Annotated in this window: 22 protein-coding genes; 14 read left to right on the top strand and 8 right to left on the bottom strand. The window is 42.1% G+C overall.

Translation table 11 applies throughout. From position 1 onward, the window contains the following. Positions 1-26: 26 nt before the first annotated feature. Complete coding sequence (locus ECA1_RS11000; protein WP_060792493.1) at positions 27-212, bottom strand: hypothetical protein; 186 nt, start codon at positions 210-212, stop codon at positions 27-29. A gap of 365 nt (positions 213-577) precedes the next feature. Beyond that, the gene (locus ECA1_RS10995; RefSeq protein WP_010747924.1) at positions 578-835 is read right to left on the bottom strand and encodes a hypothetical protein; all 258 of its coding nucleotides are present in this window, start codon (positions 833-835) and stop codon (positions 578-580) included. Positions 836-1407: 572 nt separating this feature from the next. Between ECA1_RS10995 and ECA1_RS10990 the strand changes: the two genes are divergently transcribed. Further along, complete coding sequence (locus tag ECA1_RS10990) at positions 1408-2295, top strand: SDR family oxidoreductase (RefSeq protein WP_060792492.1); 888 nt, start codon at positions 1408-1410, stop codon at positions 2293-2295. An 82-nt stretch (positions 2296-2377) separates the two neighbouring features. On the opposite strand, the gene ECA1_RS10985 is transcribed toward ECA1_RS10990, so the two are convergent. Beyond that, positions 2378-3883 (bottom strand): helix-turn-helix domain-containing protein, encoded by a 1506-nt coding sequence (locus ECA1_RS10985; protein WP_060792491.1) that lies wholly within the window; start codon positions 3881-3883, stop codon positions 2378-2380. 92 nt (positions 3884-3975) lie between these two features. On the opposite strand from ECA1_RS10985, the gene ECA1_RS10980 reads away from it, so the two are divergent. The 7 genes from ECA1_RS10980 to ECA1_RS10955 all read left to right on the top strand — a co-directional run bounded on the left by ECA1_RS10980 (position 3976) and on the right by ECA1_RS10955 (position 9588). Beyond that, positions 3976-4644 carry a WxL domain-containing protein gene (locus ECA1_RS10980; RefSeq protein ID WP_060792490.1) on the top strand — a complete coding sequence of 223 codons (669 nt, stop codon included), beginning with the start codon at positions 3976-3978 and terminating at the stop codon, positions 4642-4644. 16 nt (positions 4645-4660) lie between these two features. Continuing rightward, positions 4661-5191 carry a DUF916 domain-containing protein gene (locus tag ECA1_RS17870; RefSeq protein WP_236596064.1) on the top strand — a complete coding sequence of 177 codons (531 nt, stop codon included), beginning with the start codon at positions 4661-4663 and terminating at the stop codon, positions 5189-5191. Positions 5192-5224: 33 nt separating this feature from the next. Next, the gene (locus ECA1_RS17865) at positions 5225-5692 is read left to right on the top strand and encodes a WxL protein host-binding domain-containing protein (RefSeq protein WP_236596063.1); all 468 of its coding nucleotides are present in this window, start codon (positions 5225-5227) and stop codon (positions 5690-5692) included. Positions 5693-5737: 45 nt separating this feature from the next. Then, entirely contained in the window at positions 5738-7657 is a 1920-nt protein-coding gene (locus ECA1_RS10970; RefSeq protein WP_236596062.1) for an L-type lectin-domain containing protein, read from the top strand. A 3-nt stretch (positions 7658-7660) separates the two neighbouring features. Continuing rightward, positions 7661-7840 (top strand): hypothetical protein, encoded by a 180-nt coding sequence (locus ECA1_RS17860; protein WP_236596061.1) that lies wholly within the window; start codon positions 7661-7663, stop codon positions 7838-7840. Between the two features lie 742 nt (positions 7841-8582). Next, positions 8583-8951: a DUF7006 family protein gene (locus ECA1_RS10960; RefSeq protein WP_060792489.1), complete on the top strand. Its 369-nt coding sequence runs from the start codon at positions 8583-8585 to the stop codon at positions 8949-8951. 274 nt (positions 8952-9225) lie between these two features. Then, positions 9226-9588 carry a hypothetical protein gene (locus ECA1_RS10955; protein ID WP_005225688.1) on the top strand — a complete coding sequence of 121 codons (363 nt, stop codon included), beginning with the start codon at positions 9226-9228 and terminating at the stop codon, positions 9586-9588. A 75-nt stretch (positions 9589-9663) separates the two neighbouring features. On the opposite strand, the gene ECA1_RS10950 is transcribed toward ECA1_RS10955, so the two are convergent. Both ECA1_RS10950 and ECA1_RS10945 read right to left on the bottom strand, forming a co-directional pair. Then, the gene (locus ECA1_RS10950) at positions 9664-10098 is read right to left on the bottom strand and encodes a MarR family winged helix-turn-helix transcriptional regulator (RefSeq protein ID WP_015509453.1); all 435 of its coding nucleotides are present in this window, start codon (positions 10096-10098) and stop codon (positions 9664-9666) included. Between the two features lie 58 nt (positions 10099-10156). Next, positions 10157-10567 (bottom strand): Ohr family peroxiredoxin, encoded by a 411-nt coding sequence (locus ECA1_RS10945; protein WP_060792506.1) that lies wholly within the window; start codon positions 10565-10567, stop codon positions 10157-10159. Between the two features lie 249 nt (positions 10568-10816). Between ECA1_RS10945 and ECA1_RS10940 the strand changes: the two genes are divergently transcribed. Both ECA1_RS10940 and ECA1_RS10935 read left to right on the top strand, forming a co-directional pair. Beyond that, a complete protein-coding gene (locus ECA1_RS10940; protein ID WP_005225691.1) occupies positions 10817-11029 on the top strand; it encodes a hypothetical protein in 213 nt (70 codons plus the stop codon). Continuing rightward, on the top strand, positions 11026-11985 hold the full coding sequence (locus tag ECA1_RS10935; RefSeq protein WP_010747934.1) for an SPFH domain-containing protein: 960 nt from the start codon (positions 11026-11028) through the stop codon (positions 11983-11985). The genes ECA1_RS10940 and ECA1_RS10935 overlap by 4 nt, the downstream gene beginning before the upstream one ends. Positions 11986-12050: 65 nt before the next feature. Here ECA1_RS10935 and mprF read toward each other — a convergent pair whose 3' ends face one another. Both mprF and ECA1_RS10925 read right to left on the bottom strand, forming a co-directional pair. After that, positions 12051-14597, bottom strand: coding sequence for a bifunctional lysylphosphatidylglycerol flippase/synthetase MprF (mprF, locus tag ECA1_RS10930; protein WP_060792488.1), 2547 nt, complete (start codon positions 14595-14597; stop codon positions 12051-12053). 2 nt (positions 14598-14599) lie between these two features. Continuing rightward, positions 14600-15325 carry an alpha/beta fold hydrolase gene (locus ECA1_RS10925; RefSeq protein ID WP_060792487.1) on the bottom strand — a complete coding sequence of 242 codons (726 nt, stop codon included), beginning with the start codon at positions 15323-15325 and terminating at the stop codon, positions 14600-14602. Positions 15326-15591: 266 nt separating this feature from the next. On the opposite strand from ECA1_RS10925, the gene ECA1_RS10920 reads away from it, so the two are divergent. From ECA1_RS10920 to ECA1_RS17630, 3 genes are all read left to right on the top strand, one after another. Further along, positions 15592-16617, top strand: a complete 1026-nt coding sequence (locus tag ECA1_RS10920) for an NAD(P)/FAD-dependent oxidoreductase (protein ID WP_060792486.1) — start codon at positions 15592-15594, stop codon at positions 16615-16617. A 200-nt stretch (positions 16618-16817) separates the two neighbouring features. Further along, on the top strand, positions 16818-17693 hold the full coding sequence (locus tag ECA1_RS10915) for a cation diffusion facilitator family transporter (RefSeq protein ID WP_060792485.1): 876 nt from the start codon (positions 16818-16820) through the stop codon (positions 17691-17693). Positions 17694-17824: 131 nt separating this feature from the next. Continuing rightward, complete coding sequence (locus tag ECA1_RS17630; RefSeq protein ID WP_169793692.1) at positions 17825-17995, top strand: hypothetical protein; 171 nt, start codon at positions 17825-17827, stop codon at positions 17993-17995. A 209-nt stretch (positions 17996-18204) separates the two neighbouring features. Here ECA1_RS17630 and ECA1_RS17855 read toward each other — a convergent pair whose 3' ends face one another. Beyond that, positions 18205-18375: a hypothetical protein gene (locus tag ECA1_RS17855; protein WP_236596060.1), complete on the bottom strand. Its 171-nt coding sequence runs from the start codon at positions 18373-18375 to the stop codon at positions 18205-18207. A 168-nt stretch (positions 18376-18543) separates the two neighbouring features. Between ECA1_RS17855 and ECA1_RS10905 the strand changes: the two genes are divergently transcribed. Beyond that, positions 18544-19032, top strand: a complete 489-nt coding sequence (locus tag ECA1_RS10905) for a GNAT family N-acetyltransferase (RefSeq protein ID WP_060792484.1) — start codon at positions 18544-18546, stop codon at positions 19030-19032. The last annotated feature ends 18 nt before the right edge of the window (positions 19033-19050 follow it).

Genomic DNA, 19050 nt, shown 5'->3' with positions numbered 1-19050 from the left:
TGTGAGCGCCGCTTTTTTTGCTGGGTTTAGAGAACAAAGAAGAAAAAGGGAATCAGCAGCTGCCATGCCAGAAAGATCAAAGAAACAGTTAACGCCCACTTCTTCATTTTTGGCTTAGGCACAACGGATTCAGGCATCAAATACACAAGGGAAAAAACTGTGAGAAAAAACAGCAGGGTCAGTGGTTGGACGACAAAGGTCAGCCAGCTCATAGGAAACGCTCCTTTCAAGAGGTTTGAAGATTCTTTGTTACGATGTGGTAATTTACAATTTTATTATATATTTAATTATTCAGGAAGGCAATGTGTTCTTGGGGATCGCAAGTGTCACAACGAAAGGAATCAGAGAGAAAGGCTTGGTATGCCGTGATCGGCGAAAAGTGATTTTTTCATCAAAGCAGACTGAATAAGAATGAGTGAGGATGAATAATAAAAAAATCCCCTCGAAAGGGGATCATGAGCCGTAATCCTTACGAAGGGGATGAAAGGAGCTACTTCATAGGTATAGATCGTCTTTGTTGTAGTCAAAAGAGTGTTCACTAAGAGGGTGTTTTGGTGCGAGTGAGGCGCAGCTGCAGTCAACGTTTTCTACTACGTAAATAAAAAATATACCCAAGCAGACTAGCAGAAATCAAGAAACCCATAAAATAAACGGTTAGTTTCATATCTGGCATGACATAGGAGTATTCTAAGATTTTACAAACAAAGAGGATCAAAGAAACAGTGATCGTTAGAGAAACCCATGTGAAACGCGGCAGTCGTTTTGTCAGGAAGACCAAACCTAACGAAAAAAAGATGACTGGTACCCAAAAGATCAAGCGAGCAAGTTGGATCATTTTATCTCTCCTCATTCTTTCTTATTTGAGTAAAAGGATAACGTAAATATTCAATTTTTTAAAATCATATCCATTGGTTGTGAAAAAAATAGTTAATAATCAGAAGGATATGTGAAGGCACGCTAATGTTTTTAGTACCGCGAATAAACAGCTTATTTTTTAGAAAACGAGTATGCTTTTTATTACTTTAGAAAGTTTCAGCACATATTACAGACACCAAACGCTGGATGATCGACAGCCACCACAGTCATCTCGATGTTTTTCTACAGACCGCAAAGGAGATGGAGGCCTTTCGTCGGGCACTGCTCGAACTGCTAGAAAAGTAGCAAAATCAACCACTGCACACAGAAACTTCACTACGATTTCCCAGCAGAATGATGAGATGCCTGGGGACGTTTTCACTACTGAGTCATGCAGCTTTTTCGTTTTACTAAGCATCTGTTTTCTTACAGATGCTTTTTTTCTGGTGAGCGTTTCGTTTCTCATTCGCTCCATCTTCCTTTACACTTTTAAGTAAGGTCATAACAAACGATGACAAATAAGAAGTAGAAATAATCAAGGAGGAAACGAGCATGTCAGAAAAAATCAACAATCCGTTAACGAAGTATTATGATGGCACATTTGAAAATCAGGTGCAAGAAGCACCGGCGATTCAAGGAAAGATGCAGCCAGTACCTGATTGCGGGGAAGAAAGCTATTCAGGTTCAGACAAATTAGCTGGACGCAAAGCATTAGTGACCGGTGGTGATTCTGGTATTGGTCGAGCAGCAGCGATCGCTTTTGCCAAAGAAGGCGCCGATGTTGCAATCAACTATCTTCCTTTTGAAGAAGAAGACGCGCAAGAAGTCAAAGCAGTCATTGAAAAAGCTGGACGCAAAGCCGTCTTGATCCCAGGAGACTTGAAAGATGAAACCTTCGCTCGTCAATTGGTTCATGAAGCAGCCAAAGAATTAGGCGGGTTAGATACGTTGGTTCTAAATGCTGGGATGCAACAAGCGGTGAAGGACATCAAAGAGTTGACTACGCAACAAATTCAAGACACCTTTACAACGAATATCATCTCGATGTATTGGACAGTCCAAGAAGCATTGGATTACTTACCAGCTGGTGGAAGCATCATCACGACCACTTCGATCCAAAGTGCGGAACCAAGCGCCCATCTTTTAGACTATGCAGCCACGAAAGGTGCCATTACATCCTTTAGTAAAGGGCTAGCTGCGCAATTAAGTGAAAAAGGCATTCGGGTCAATACCGTTGCGCCTGGTCCAATCTGGACGCCACTTCAAATTTCTGGTGGCCAACCACAATCTGCGATCCCAGAATTTGGTCAAAAAGAATTGATGAAACGTGCTGGACAACCAGTCGAATTAGCGCCAGTCTATGTTTTCCTAGCCTCTGATGAAGCAAGCTATGTAACTGGTCAAGTGTACAGTGTAACGGGTGGTAGCTTCTTCGCTTAACAATCCCTGGATAAATTTGTAGGAAAAAAGCTCGAGCAAAGATGCTCGGGCTTTTTTTTGGGATGAAAATGGAATCGGCAGCTTACTTTCCTTGTTTGGCAAACATCTTGGTCATCATCAGTTGATTGATCTTTGCAAAAACGGCTGCCCACTCTTGTTCGGCTTGCAGGTTAGACAGTAAGACTAATTTTTCGGAAAAAATCACTTCTTCATAACTATCGGTGATCAATAGATCGGCTGCTTCCATCTGGTTAACAAAAGTCACTGAAGCTTTGGAATAAATCGAATGGATCCTTGTCTCGATCATTTGCTTCGTGCGGTATTGGATCGTCGTTTGAATATAGATCGACACGGTCGGGGGTGTATTCATCTGTGTTTCTAAAAACAAGAGATGCGCAAGATAAGGCAACTGTGTCTGTTCAAAATACTCTTTATCCAAGTCAGCAAATGGATACCTTTCAACATGGGTCAGTAAAAGCTTGCAGATTGCTTCATAGGTTTTGTCTTTCGAAGGAGTGTTTTCGGTCAACAGTTGGTGTTCGAGCTGCCACACTTCCAGAAGATCGATGCCGATAATGATCGATAGATTGAAGACCAGCAGACAGCTGCTTAATAGTTTTTCAAATTCGGCGACTTCCTGACTTGGAGCAAAGGTATCGTGCCAATCTTTGATCATTGCAGTGAAAAAGCGCACAAGATCGGTATCAGAATGTTTGATCTCTTGGATGATCGCTTGATTCTTCGCTTGGGGAATCACCCCTGGCAAAAACACATGCAAAAAGAAATTTAAGTAAAGATATTCTGACTGAAGCGTCTTTTCTGAGGCATAATCGGCACTCAAAAAAAGCGATTCGAGGATTTCCTCTGGTAAAAAACAATAAAAATTCATCAATCCCATGTATTTTTCAGGGATCGCTGGCAAATATTTTTTCTGGATCGTTCGGCTGCCCACTGCTTGCCAAAATGCAGCGAGTTTATTTTTCGTCAACGGATCAAAGTGAGAAACAGCAAAGAACGCTGTAAACTCTTCGACATTTTTATGGGAAACGCTCGGCAATAGCCACAAATCAGCAGGCGCACTTTGGGTCAAGAAACTGTAGGTGAAAATACGGATATCAAGCTCTTTTCCAGCAAGAACGATGCGATTATTCAGGTCTGTTCGAATTTGGATTTGAAACTTTTCCAATAGTTGGTTGATTTTCTTGATCAACCGATACATATGCGATTGGCTGACATGCAAATCCAAACATAATTGCGTCAAGGTCATTTGCGGGCGCCCAATCAAGTAGTGGATCAAGGTATATTGTGTGGAGTTGAGCAAATAATGATACATCAATTTTGCATAGAAAGGTTTATCGTCCTCTGCTCGCTCAACAAAATACTGATTGTAATGATTTTTTGATAGAAGCAGGTGAGGGGAGAGCAGCTGCAAATCTTCATTTAAAAAATAAATATATTTTTGCAGACTTTTTTGTGGGATGTTCAAAACTTCTGACAGTTGGACCAATGTCACGCCATTGGAATTACAGACAACTTTGAAAATCTCTAATTTCTTTTCTTCTGCGGGAGAAATGAATTCTCGATACATAAGGGATTCTCCTTTTTGGCGTTTTTTTTACGCTAAATCTGTGAACCGTATGATAACCATGATGGATTATACTTATGATAGATGAGAATAGAATGAAAAAACACCAATTAAATTATTATTTTTTAAGGCTGTTTTTTTCGATTAACCTCGGTTTCTCATTAAAAAAAGTGAAGGAAGAGATGAAAATGAACAAAAAGGCAGTAATGTTAGGTTTGGTCGGAATGGGTTTAGGAATGGCGCCGACTGCCGCAGCTGCAGCAGAAGCGAATCCAACGGCTTCAATGACGAGTCAAGCAACGCTAACGATCGAGCAAGGAATCTTGTCACTGGATCAGGTGACTAATTTTAACTTCGGTACAAGCAGTATCCAAGAGATCGCTACCGATGAACAAGTGATTCAAACAACGTCGAATGAAGTGACATCGATCACAGATTACCGTGGGCCGAATCAAGCTGGCTGGCAGTTGACGGCGCAATTATCGAAAATGACGAATGCTAGTGATAACGAGCTGGCAAATGCCAAAGTCACTTTAAATGGTACAACGGCTTCTGGCGATGCAGCGCTAGTCGCGGGCACCGAATTGATGGTAGGGGCAACAGACCCAACGCTGATTGCTTCTGCTAATGGCACAACTGGCTTAGCAACCAATGACTTTAACTTTTCCAATGCTTCATTAACCGTACCGAAGCAAAATGTGAACAGCGGCACTTATAGCGGCACGATCACTTGGACATTAACGAACACGTATCAAGCAGAGTAGGAAAGAAAGGGCGACAATGAAAAAACAAATCAAGTGCTTCGTACTCATTAGTTTCTTTATCAGTTTGTGTTGCGTTACGAAAGTCACCGGTCATGCACAGACCACACGGTTCACTGTAACCCCTGAACTTCCCCAAAATCAAGTCAGTGACGTCACTTATTTCGACTTACTGGTAAATCATGAGACCGAACAGAATTTGACCGTTGCCCTTCATAACACGAGTTCGGAAACCCTTACGATACAAGCATCCGCACTGAATAGTTACACAGCTGCTAGTGGAATCATCGCTTATCAGGCAGCCGAAACAGCAGAGGATTTTGGCGGGGTGTCTTTCACGACCTTGATAAAGAAACCAAATCAAATGATTCAGCTTGCACCAAGGGAAACACGCCAAATGGTATTTCCTCTTTCAATGAATGACAAGCGTTTTACAGGTGAAATCTTAGGTGCCTTTTCTTTTGAAGAAGAACAAAAGGAGGGGCAAGAGGCGGAGGAAACAAGTCTTACGTCAACCTATAAAATCGTCCAAGGTGTCCGCCTTCGCTAGCAGTTAGATCCGCTACCTGATCCTGAACTTTCATTGATCGAAAGTGAGGCGATAGAAAAAGACGGCATCGCATCCCTAAAAAGCCGCATTGGAAATGATCAGCCAGTGGCTTTTGGGAAGATTGCTGTTAAGACTGTGATTCGTGAGCAAGACAGTGACAGCGTTGAGGGGGGATTTACAGCAGAAAGTTTTCAATTTGGCCCAAACTCTACACTGGATCTTTATAGCGCGTTTGATGAAGAAATCGTAGAGCCGGGAACCTACCACATTCAAATCGAGCTGAGTGCCCCACGTGGAACGTGGGTTTTTGAGGATAGCGTCACTGTTTCTCGCCCAGAAGCTGAATCGATCAATCGAAAAACGATCGTGGGATCAGGCTCTCTTCACAGCAACCGTTGGGTATATATTGTTGCAGTGGTCATTCTCTTGCTTATTTCCAGTCTATTGTTCCTGATGTATTTGCGACGAAAAAAATCAAAGGAAACAACAGAGCAGGAATGAGAAGGCTTCATTTAAGTACTTGATCAAACAAAGCGGAGGATGACGATGAAAAAATTTCTTACGACACGTTTTTTACTTTTCTTCTTGTTAGGTATCGCCTTATGCTATACAGGAAACGCATCTGTTGAGGCGACCGTCGTTGAGCCAGATTTTGCGACGTTGCCGATCGATGAGACCTTGATCACTACGGTGGGGCAAGCTGGTTCTCCGCAAGGATCGGATGGCTATAACTATGTTCAGATAAATGATGGGGTGACATCAAATGTTAGTGGGGGCGTTTGGTTCAACAAAGCGGTTTCTTTTACCCGATCTTTTCGTTTAGAAATGGCTTTTTGCATCGAAAATGCAGCTGCTGATAGCGATGGCTTAGCTTTTGTCATGCAAAGCAGTGGCTTAAATGCACTTGCTCAACAAGCCGGTCCAACGATTGGTGTTTGGTCGAATGTAGGGGGAACCGACCCACTGAATACCGGAGCGATTCCGCAAAGCTTTGCCATCGAATTCGATACTTACTACAATTCTGGTAGTCTGGGTCTCCATGGTGCCATAGATCGTGATGCCCCTAATAGTCATCATATCGCATGGAATTTTCCAGGTTCAAACGACGCCTATTCGACGGAAGGCTGGCTGCCGTCGTATAAAGTCGTCAACCATCTTGATTCTGTTGCGGTCACTGATATTTCCGTTAGCCAGTGGCATACGTTTACCGTTACTTTCGATCAGCCAAATCAAACCTTGCATTATTCTGTCCCAGATTTTGGGGTCGATGTCACGGTACCCGTGGATGATACGTTCAAAACGAACTTGAACTTGACCAACAATGCGCCAGTTTATTTTGGTTTTACTGGTGCTAATGGTGGAAATGTCCAAGAAAAAGCAGTGGCATTCATTGATGTCGAAGGCTTGGTCGATATGGAATTGCGTACAGGCGTATTTGAAAGTGACCCCAACAAGCTTTTGCTAGATACTGAGACAGCTCTGAGTCAACCACCAGTCGTTGATGCGCAAAAAACAATTACTTATGCCACGTATCTTTCTTATAAGGACACCAGTGATTTAACGGAGTTGGAAGCAGGCATCAAGCTGTGTTCGTTTCTTCCAGAAGGCTTTTCTTTAGTCGATGAGACAGTGTATTTCGGTGGTCCTGATTTGATGGTAAATGGTATACCAGAAGGCGGCACGCCGATTGATTTTAGCGTTGAAGCTGGTGAGTTGGTCGCGACCCTACCTGCATTAGCCAAAGGGAATGACTATCTGATCCACTATTCGATCACCTATACGGGGGCGCCGCTCAATGAGAACTTGAATCAAACAGTGCCTGTGCAAACGACCTTCCAAGGGAATGCCTTTGTATCGAGTCTCGTATCTGGCAGCCCTGAGACGCATTCCTACACAATGACCGGTGTGTTTCCGCCCACGCTGACAACGGGTGTGCCTACCTTAGCAGAAGCGAAAGAAACCCAGCAGATCGTGCGGGAAAATCGTTTGTGCTTTACCCCGATTACCATCGATGACCGCAATTCAACGCAAGCACGCTTGTATGTTACGGATTTTTTTACGGAAGCAGAGACGGTGACGGAGGCAGATTTCTCAGAAACAGCTCAGATAGAGCGTGCCACATTGGCAGATCCCTTTACATACACGTTGGAACGAGATACCGCGAATCTGGAGCCGGGAACCACTTATTATCTTGCTGCTTTTGTGATCGATGCAGAAGGAAATCAATCAGAAACCCATTATTATGGCATTGATTTTCGAGGCAGTGTACAATTTCTCAGTGCGCCGGAGTCGATCAATGGACCGACAATCAATGTAAATGAGCTCGCACGATCGATCCGAAGTGATGGCTTTGCTTATCTTCCTGTTTCGTTTGATCAAACCTCGGCACTACTGTCTATCAGCAACAGCAGTGAAGGGACTTGGCAGCTTAGTGGGCAAATGACTGATTTCTTGCAAGACCAGTAGCAGTTGGCCAAAGAAGTCCAATTCGTGATCTATGATCCGCTCGACGATCACTTGGTGGCAACAGTTACGAAAGAAGAAACGATCCTTTTTCAGCACCTTCCCGACGGCGAGGCTGATTTGACCCTTGCTTTAAATGAATACAACTGCTATTTACGATTTGTTCCTGATTTTGATTTGATTTAACCGGGGACGTATACTGGTACGGTCAATTGGCAGTTGGAGAGTACGATTGTAGACGAATAAAAAAAAACGCCAATAAGGCGTTTTTTTTTATTAAAGTTCTCAGTCGATCATTGCTAACTTTGTCGACTTTTCGCAATTTTTAAAACTAATGATAGGCCTGCTAAAGCAAAACTGCCGTATTTAACGAATTTTTCCAAGGAATCTAAAGTTTGCTGTTTTTTGCGTTTGCAGTCCGGACAGCTTTTTTCATTGCCAGTTAACTTCTTGCCGCATTTACAATGGTTCTTCATCTTTGCTCCACTCCTCGTCTCGTTTATTTTGATGACTTTCTCTACTTTAATTATACATGTAGCTGAAGGTTCTGTCTGAGATTATGCTGTCTCCGTTTTTTGTGAAGGGCAATAAGGGCTGCTGGTTGTTTGGTTCAAATCGATCGCGCTAAAAGATGAGAGCTTTGGCGGCTGATTTTTCTTATAGAAGAGAGGCAATCTCTCTAAAAAAGGAGGGAAATCTGACAAATTTCTCATTTTCAGATATTGCTGATTCGCTTTGCTTATCAGTTCAGCAAAATTTTGCTATTGTGTAGTAAGATTGAGGAATCAAAAAAAGACTTCTCCTTTTTTTCTTGATTCTATCCTTAATCTGAGAACGAAAATCACCGATAGTATGCTATATATAGGAACAGGGAGCCATCCTTGACGATGTCGAATATGGCATTTGAATGAAAGGATTGATGAAATAAGTGATTTCTTCAATAATCTATACGGACACAAAGGCTTATTTGGATAAGGTGGTCGATCAAGCACTGTTGGATTTGTTAAAATCTGATTATCCCAAAGTCTATGATCATGTACAACAATTGATTGCTAACTTTGAAGAAAAGATCCAACAAATTGATCACTCAAATTTTTGGCAATTGATGCCAGAGATTTTAGGCTATGATTCACGCTTTGTCTTGTTGAACTCGTTGCAATTGTCAGAAGACAAATTTTTGACGGAAATCGAGGTTATTCAGATGATCGAACGCGATTATCCGAATTTGAATAAAGAGTTTTGTGGCTATTCCTTAAAAGAAAAAGAGCACGAAAGCCTGATTTTCAACATCCAATAAGCAGTTCTTCTTAGGATCACTTGATAGAAAAAAACGACTAGCGCATCTAGTCGTTTTTTTTTATGGAGAAGAAGGAGAATTAAACGTGTTATTTATCATTAAAATAAAAAATATTTTGAAATTATGAATAAAATAGATTATTATTGGTATATAATCCTTTTAGTGAAAGAAAAAACAATCGTAAAATGAAGAGGATAGATAGCTTATGTCAATAGCTGCGATTGTTTTGATTAGAAAATAAGAACCAGCCTGATTGGCATGGAAAGGAGCAGTTATGGATTACTTGAGTTTTTCAAAAAAAGAGTGGGAAGTCTTAGTTTGTTTTTGGGCTGTGGATGAGCCACTATGCTGTACCGAATTTAGTGAACGCTTCGGCTTGAATCGCAACACGTCATTGTCAGTGATTCGTAAGTTAGTCAATAAAGGGATACTTGAGATCGCAAGTATCAAGATGAGTGGGTCAGTTTTGGCTCGTCGTTTCCAACCAGCCGTCACCGAATTGGAGATTTTGCAAAGTGGTTTGACGGAGGAACAAATTTTTGAACTGGTAAAAATTGCGATCAAAAAAATTGAAGACCCAGAACAATTAACTCAGTTGCGAAATGTTATTGGCGAATTGAAAACCAAAGCTTCGTAGGTCATCTGGTTTTCTTCGCTGTTTGTTAGTGAAGGTTTAAAAGATAAAAAAATGATCCACTGTGAAAACAGCGGATCATTTTTCTTGTTCTTGAAATTTTTGGACCATTTTGGTCGTCAATTCGTGGAGGACTGACAGTTCTTCCGGTTCAAGAGGCAAGAATTCAGTTACTTTGTAGGGGATCTCTAGTGCTTGTTCATGGAGTCTTTTGCCTGAATCAGTCAATGTGACCCTCAAGGAACGTTCATCGTCTTGATTTCGATTTCTTACTAGGTATCCTTTTGCTTCAAGCTTTTTTAAAACCGGTGTCAGTGTGCCAGAATCTAGACATAATTGCTTCCCCAATTCTTTGACACTGATCGCTTCATCTTCCCATAACACCAACATCACTAAATATTGGGTATAGGTCAAATTCAACGGGTCCAGTAAGTCTTTGTACTGTTTGATAATTTCTTTTGAAGCGGCGTATAGAGGAAAACACAATTGGTTTTCTAACGCTAAGACATTCATGTTTTCACCCCTTTTTCTAACATCCGCCTCTTATCATAGCTGTTTTTTCAACGAAAGTCTACTCGCTAACGGCTTTGACAGACACTTCAATGTTGCCAGCTGTAGCTTTTGAGTAAGGACATACGGTATGAGCGATTTCAAGCAATTCTTGTGTTTCCTCTGTTGATAAACCTTCGATTTGACCTTCGATCTCAACGCCTAAAACAAAGCTTGATTCACTTTCTGCATATAGGGTCACTTGTGCACTGACAGTCGAAGCACCGTCGATTCCTTTGTTGCTTTTCACTAATTCAAGGGCACTATTGAAACAAGCACTAAACCCAGCCGCAAAAAGTTGTTCTGGATTGGTGGCATTTTCAACACGTTTGCCAGGTGCAGTAATATTTAGTTCAAACGAATGATCGGGACTATGAACTTCTCCTGAACGGCCGCCAGTGTTGATCATTTTTGTCGAATACATTTTTTTCATCATTTCTTCACTCCTGATTTTTATATTTTGTACAATTAGATTGTATGAAATTTAATTGATAAATGCAAGGAATTGGTTTTCCTTTTGTGGTTTTTTTCTTAAAAAGGGGAGATCCAGGAAAAGTTTACTGTCCTCTTGGGTGAAACGTGCTATTATAGTTAGTAACACTTGTCATAGAATGAACGAATCAATTGAAACGAAAAATAACCTGCACGAAGGCAAAGAGGGTGGAAAATCATCGTAGACTACATGGAACAACGAGCGGTTGGACGTTATTTTCGATCGCTGACGGATCATTATTCCGGCTATATCCGTCTTTATGGCACCTACACAGAATATCGGGTGATTGCAGGGATTCCTGCTGAAAATGTCATGTTAGAGATTATCGGGGTTGAAAACGGTGTCTTATTGACCCGTGTTAACAATACATTATTTGAAAATGGAAGAGGGTTTTTACAATGATCATTATCCAAATTATTTTAGTTATCTTCGTATTAGTGATTCTGATTTGGCTGATCGCAAGCACTGCTGTGATCGTTCGTCAAGGGGAAGTCAAAGTTGTGGAAAGTTTTGGGAAATATGTTCGAACGTTGGAACCAGGTCTTCATTTTCTTGTTCCGATTTTATATACCGTAAGAGAAAGAGTGTCCTTGAAACAGATTCCTCTGGAGATCGAACCGCAAAGTGCAATTACGAAAGACAACGTAATCGTGCAGATCGATGAAGCAATCAAATACCACGTCACAGATGTTCGTGCCTTTGTTTACGAAAATGAAAACTCCGTTATCTCAATGATTCAAGATGCCCAATCAAACTTACGGGGGATCATCGGGAAAATGGATCTGAACGAGGTTCTAAATGGAACTGAAGAAATCAACGTGGCTCTATTTACTTCAATCAAAGACATCACTGCTGGCTATGGGTTAGCGATCGACCGGATCAATATCGGGGAAATCAAAGTTTCCCAAGAAATCATTGAATCAATGAATAAATTGATCACAGCTTCAAGAGACAAAGAATCCATGATCACAAGAGCCCAAGGGGAGAAATCTTCTTCAGTCTTAAGTGCCGAAGCCAAAGCTTCGCAAATGACGATCGACGCGCAAGCTCGGGCAGAACAAACCCAAATCGATGCAGAGGCGCGGGCAAAACGTGTACGGATCGATGCTGAGGCAGAAGCGGAACGAATCGCGAAAATCACTGAAGCTGAACGCAAACGGATTTTAGCTATCAATGAAGCAATCAAAGAAAGCCAGCTAGACGAGCGCTCCTTATCTTATCTAGGTATCGAAGCCTTTAAAGACGTGGTCAACAGCAATACCAACACGGTCATTCTGCCATCCAATATGACGGAACTAGGAAATATTCCAGTCGTCAAACAACTTTGGGAAAACGCACCATCTAAATCAGCAGAATAACTTCTAAGCGCAACAATTAAAAAAGCTCAAATGCTCCGAGAATAAACCGGCGCATTTGAGCTTTTTTATTTCGTTTTGTCCGCCGCTTGATTATCGACGATCAACAGGGCAATCATGACATAACCGATCCAACTGTCTCGAGAATACAAAATGTAGCGAGGGGACCAAGAAGCGGCATATTTCTGTTTGTACTCCCGCAATCCTTCAAAAGAATAGAAGCGAGACCCGAAGGTGTAAACGAGATAGGCGATCCGCTCTTGTAAGAAACTACTGCGGAAAGTACCAACATTGGCTAATGGTGCCATACCTAAATCGAATTGTTGGTAGCCTTGTTCTTTAAAATAATCAAACAGCTGAATAAACAAGAAATCCATCGTTCCGTTCGGGGCTTTTTCAGGATCGTGACGCATCAGATCAATGGAAGCTAAGCCTGTCTGATAGGTTGGCATAAAGGAAGCAAACGCGACGATCTCTTGTTGCTGATTACGGACGACGGCAATTGGTGCGGTACTCAGATAGGATTCTGAAAAGAATCCAAGGGAGAACCCTTTTTCTTTCCGTCCATCTAGCCAGTTGTCAGAAATTTCTTTAAGGGTGGCAAAGGTTTCGGCTGAAAAGGGTGGAGTGAGCACATCAAAGGTAAAGCCTTCTTTGGTGATCTTGTTGTTCAATGCCCGCTGTCCCTTCATTTTCTTTCCTGAGAGAGTGAAGCTAGGTAGATCCACATAGGCTTTCTCACCGAATTTGATAAAGTCATAGCCAAATTCATGCAGCAGCATCACCATTTCTTCACTACTTTCATAAAAGACTGGCAAGTAATTCCACTGATCCATCTCTGTTAGAAAGGTTTCCAGTGCCTGGGGAAAGTCTACTTGCTTCCCAGAAGGATCCCCCATGACTAAGCATTTATTATTAAAGGTCGTAAATTGAAAAAAGACCGTCGGCTCGCCGATTTCTGGATAAACGTACACTTGCTTGTCTTTTAAATAGACAAGATGGCTATCGCTATTGCCGCCATAAGTGTTCAAAACATGCTTCACTTTATCGGTGGCGGCACTGACGCCGAGTTGGTGCTTTGGTCCCATCAAGTAGCGTGCAAACAGCAGCATCGCAACTGCGACGAATAAAATCGCAACGAAACCTTGGAGCCATAATTTTTCAGAAGGGAAGAGCAAAAAATCCATCGAATGGTGTTGCGTCGGATGCCGATTGATATGGGGCATATTGTAGACCCCGATAATGACATAGAGGATCGTCAACGAACCAATCAACAAACCATCGATCGTCAGCCATTCCCAAGCGAAAACCAGTTGCTTTCGGAATAACTCGCTTTTTGAAAAAATCATGATCGCCAGTAATAATAGAAGAAACAGCATGGTCGAAAAGCGGAAACCCGCAAAAATAGCATAGCCGATCGTTGCTGCAATCAACAAAAGCGTCGGCACGTACGCGCGACTGACACGAGCAGAGATGCCGCGACCGGCAATCAAAAAGAGATAGCCGAGAAAGATACTCGGGTACTGCATCACAAAATTCAAGCGAATCGGATTGAGGTGGGCTAACCATTTGATTTGATCAAAGGCTTCTGGGATCGTGGCGGAAAGCACCAACATCGTTCCAGTCAGATAAAGCAGCAACACTTCGATCTTGTGGAACACTTCCAACAACAAGCTTTTTGGAATACCAGAAAAGCGCTGGTTGAGGGAGACACCGACATTTTTTGAGAAAAAAAGCAAACCGATCAAAAAGGGAATGATGTAATAAAACAGACGGAACAGCAAGAGCCAGGCAATGACACTTTCACGGGGAATCTGCAGTGAACCCATTCCCATGATCATCATGACATCAAAGGTTCCCAGTTCCCCGGGAATCATCGAGACGATCCCAATCACGGAAGCAGCGATGAAAAGCGGCAACAGTTGAAACACATCGACCGAGAGACCCATCAACAGACCCGTCGTAAAGAAGGCGGCAAAAACACCTAGCCATTCCAATAAGGAAGCGGCGATCAGCTGCAGACGATCGCGTCGTTGCAGCCCACCTAAGTAGGCATTTTTTTTGGAAAAACTAAGCGCATAGACGATTGGAAAATAAAGACTGCCGCCTAAAAGCCAGATCCAATACTGTTGGAGATAATCGGTCGTGGGACCGAAGAGGACGAATGCCAGCGCAGCAAGCGATAAAATCGAAAGACCAGACATCAAATAGATAAAAATCTTCGATATTGCTTGGGCAACGTCTCTGCCTTTTTTTCCTTTGCCATAAAATTCCGACCGTAACCCGATACTGATGAAACCGCCAAAGCCGATCAAATTGTTCATGGTATTGATGATCCAGCTGGTTTCTAGTAAATAACGGCGATCAGGTTTGTCCCCTAGCAAGCGATTCAAGACGATATCATATAAGACCATGGGAAAGACACACAGTAAGCCAATGACAGCCATTAAAGCCACTCGCCAAAGGGATAGCTGCGCAAACAATTGTTTTAGTTGATCAATCGAGATCGTCTTGCTTAACGAAAGCAGCTCGCCGAACACGATCACGGCGACTGCAATTAAGAAGAGGGTTTTAAACAGTGAGCGGTGGTCGCGGAGCCAAGTAAAGATTCTCATAGTTATTCACCGACCTTTTCTAAAAAAGATAAAACTTTCGTATTAAATACTTCTGGATTTTTTCGTGCAAAACTATGTCCTTGTCCTTTGACAACGATAAAATTGGACTGAGGAATACTGTTTGCAATATAAAAAGAATGGGAAAGCTTGATCGAATCACGTTTGCCGACCAAAATCAATGTCGGCACGCTGAGGTGATTCAAATCGGCTGTAGATAAACCGATTGGACGAAATAACAATCCCAAAATAGGCAGAAAGCCCCGCATGCCTTTGGAGAATGGGGAACAAAGCCAAACGATCAGATATTGCAAGACACTGCCGATTCGAGAAAAGAGCCTCACACCTCGCGGTTCCGTGTTGCCAGAGTTTAAAATCATGCAGCTGACATGCTCTGGGTAGAGATGGCAAAAGACCATCGCCAGATTGGCACCATCGCTAAATCCTAGTAAGGCGATTTTCGTTAGCTTTTCTTGCTGAATAATTGCTAAGAGATCTGTTGCCATTTTAAAAAAATCGATTTTCTTTTGCGTATTGGTGGATTTGCCATGTCCTCGACTATCGATTAAATACAGTTGATGTTTTTGACGCAAGGCATCGACCTGCTTTGAGAAATAGGCACTGCTGCCGCCATTTCCGTGCAGTAAAAAAAGAGGGCGTCCTGAACCGGTTTTCTCGTAATAGAGGATAGACCCGTCCGGTAAGGGCGCGTAACATTTTTCAACTTCCATTTTTTCACCTACTTTCTAAGAGTATACCTTGAAGTCAGGGACGATCACAAATATATCACTAGATAAAATGAGAAAAAATAACAATCTGCTCATCTTTTTTTTACCAGAAGTTCAGGAAAAGGCTTTTTTCTTTACAATGTAAAGAAAAATAATTGGTAAACATAATTAATTTGTTTTCAGAAAATTCTTTACAAATGGAGGATCGTTGTCTATAATCGAACTAACTAATTGAGAATGATTTTCATTTACGAAAGAGAGGCTAGCCAATGACCACTATAGCAGATGTTCTGATTATCGGCGGAGGACCCACTGGACTCTATGCGAGTTTTTATGCTGGATTACGTGATCTATCGGTCGTATTGTTTGAAGCACAAGCCGAATTAGGCGGGAAGATCAATTTCTATCCTGAAAAAATGGTCTGGGATGTGGGTGCATTACCGCCAACCAAGGGGAAGAAAGTCAAAGAACACTTGATTGAACAGGCCAAGTTGTTTGATCCAACGATCTATCTGAAAACGAAAATCATTTCATTGACCAAGGAAGACGACCTTTTTTATGCAGTGGATGACCAAGGGAGAACCCATGTTGGACGCACCGTTTTAGTCTGCATCGGCGGCGGTGTCGTTTCTCCGCAAAAATTGCCATGTTTCATCCATAATAATGTCGACAACTATATCCACTATCAGTTTCCTGACCAGCAAGCGATCCAAGGCAAGCATCTAGTGATCTCTGGCGGCGGTGATGCGGCAGTGGATTATGCGATCGAAGCAGTGTCTTATGGTGCCAAAGTCACCCTGTGTTACCGAGGAGAAAAATTGAAAGCTCATGAAGCACAAGTAAAGAAGATGAAAGCAGAAGGGATTCAAGTGCTGATGAATCACACCATCGATGGGGTGAATCAAGCCGAAACATTCAATATGGTTCTACGACTAAAAAACAGTGCCAACCATGAAACGATCGATTTTTTATGCGATCATCTACTGATCCAACACGGGTATGACCGTGACAGTGGCTTGTTAGATAAAGTCTCCTTTGATCTTGCACGCCATGAAGACTTTTACCTCAATTGCGAGATTCCTACAAAAACTAGCCATCCCGGTGTTTTTGCAGCTGGCGACATTCATTATTTCAAAGGCAAAGTGAATCTTTTGGCGGGAGCCTTTCAAGATGCTGCGCAAGCAGTCAACCAAATCAAACACTATTTAGAGCCGACCAGTGTCCCACAGGCGATGGTTTCATCCCACAATGAGAAATTCAGTAAAAGAAATCGCCAGTTGTTGGTGAATGAGTAGCCATGCTTCTTTGTGAAAGAAAAAGTAGAAAAAGCAGGAGTCCCTTATGGGTCCTGCTTTTTTGGTGTCCTCAGAACAGAAATTCGTTTCACTAGAAGTGAATGTTTGCCGCTCCTAAAAAATAAAATCTCTCAAATAAATGATGCAAATTGTGAAAATTTCAGCTATTATTTTCAAGTTGACTATTTGGAGGGGATGACATGAATCAAACAAGATACGCAGAATTAAAACAAGCAGAAAGAGGCGCCATCTTAAGTATCGTTGCTTACATTTTGGTTTCCATCGCCAAACTTGCCATCGGTCGTTTGGCAAACTCTGAAGGACTATGGGCAGATGGGTTGAACAATGCGACGGATATCGTAGCGTCGATCGCTGTCTTGATTGGTTTGCGTCTGGCTCAAAAGCCAGCAGATGAAGACCATAAATATGGTCATTGGAAAGCAGAAAATGTGGCGAGTCTCGTAACGTCCTTGATTATGCTGGCGGTCGGTCTGCAGGTCTTATGGTCTTCCATTCAAACGATTCTACTCGGAGAAACGCAAAGTCCCGATTTGATCGCGGCAGTCGTCGGTATCATTTCAGCTATTTTGATGTATGGCATGTATTACTATAATAAGCGATTATCCGCTCGCGTAAAAAGCTCCGCTCTGCTAGCAGCTGCTAAAGACAACCGCAGCGATGCGTGGACGAGTATTGGAACGGCGATCGCTATTTTTGCCGCTTCATTTGGTATCGGTTGGATAGACAGTTTGACTGCGATCGTGGTAGCTCTTTTGATTATCAAAACCGCCGTCGATATTTTTCGTGAGAGTGCCTTTTCACTTTCTGATGGGTTTGATGAATCGTTAGTCGTGGAGTATGAAGCGGCAATCGCTGGTTTTTCTGAAGTGAAATCTGTCAAATCGATTCGAGGAAGGATGTATGGCGCCAATGTTTTTCTCGATGTCGTCGTGACGATGGACAAATCTTTGACGGTTGAAAAGAGTCATAACGTGGCAGATGCTATTGAAGATCTCTTAGCTGATCGTTTTCAGGTGTTTGATACTGACATCCACATCGAGCCTGCTACCGAATAAATTTTCTGGCAAAACCTTGATAGGACAAGGATGTAAACCACCCGTTTCCTGTTTGTAAACTGAAAAGTTCTTACGGAACCTGCTCATTCATGGCAAACTAGAGGTAACAAAGGAAGAAAGTAGGGAGCCCTATGAATAATAAGCAGGTAGTAGAAAATGAGTTTGTTATTTCTTTAGATAAAATGGATGAAACAGAAATGATGGCACTTTGCCAACAATATATTGCGGCTATTGATGACAGTCAAGTCCTCTTCGCTTTACTGAAAAAAGTTCAAGCCTCTAAAGCAGCAGTAAGCAAATAAAAAACAAACCGGCATCTTATGCATTGATGTTCCCCTCAGCGAAAGCGAAAGGCGCATTGATCAACAGGAAAAGATGCCGGTTGTTTTTTAATTTGTTTGAGTCTTTTTAAAAACTTTTAAAGGACGTTTAATAGTGCGATTAACTCATAGACGATCAAAGAGGCTATTCCTAGAGGAACAATGCGTCGGAATATAATCTCTTTCAAGCGCTAGCCTGCTTGTCGTTCTTTTTCATAGTTAGGATCATGGGCATGCGCTTTAAATTGCTGAGGAGAACGAGAGAAGATCAAGCCATTGGTTATCGATAAAACCCAACCAATCAACGCCATGAAGAACGAAACAAAAATGATTGCCAGTAAAAGTAGTTGCAAGAGTTGCATCGTGTTGCTACCTCCTTTTCGTCACCATTTTTTCACTTCTAGTTTACCATCTTTTGAGACATTTTGGGGTCTTTGTTCCACGTGCCCTTTCTTTTTTTTCCTTATCCCTTATAATAGAGATATTTATAAACGATTTTTTGTTTCGTGCAGCAGAAAGAAGGGGTTCTTATGGCAATCACAAAAAAAATCATTCAATCACCTGAAGATTTCCAAACGTTGGATCGTTTGATCAAAGAAATCTGGCCAGAAGTGTTTACACCTATCATTGGGTCCGATCAAGTCGCGTATATGCTGGCTCATTACCAATCACCAGCAGCGATTCAAAACGAAGTCCAGCAAGGAGCAGTCTATCTTTTGTTATTAGAAGGAGACCGAGCAGTAGGATATACAGCGTATGAAGAAACGCAGCAGCAGATTTATTTAAGTAAATTGTATCTCCATCAATCCACTAGAGGCAAAGGCTATGCCAGCCAAGTCTTTGATTGGTACGAGGAGATCACCTCAGGCAAAACACTGCATTTAAACGTCAACAAACAAAACCAGCAGGCGATCGCTGTTTATGAGCATCGCGGCTTTACGCGCGTTTCTGAACGCACCGTTGCGATTGGTTCGGGGTTTGTGATGGATGATTTTATTTATGAGAAGAAGATGGTTTGAAGGCGAAGGTGCGCAGCA

The sequence above is a fragment of the Enterococcus casseliflavus NBRC 100478 genome (assembly GCF_001544095.1).
GTDB lineage: Bacteria > Bacillota > Bacilli > Lactobacillales > Enterococcaceae > Enterococcus_D > Enterococcus_D casseliflavus.
Note: the sequence above shows the minus strand (reverse complement) of the source record. Positions and strands in the feature narration are given on the sequence as shown.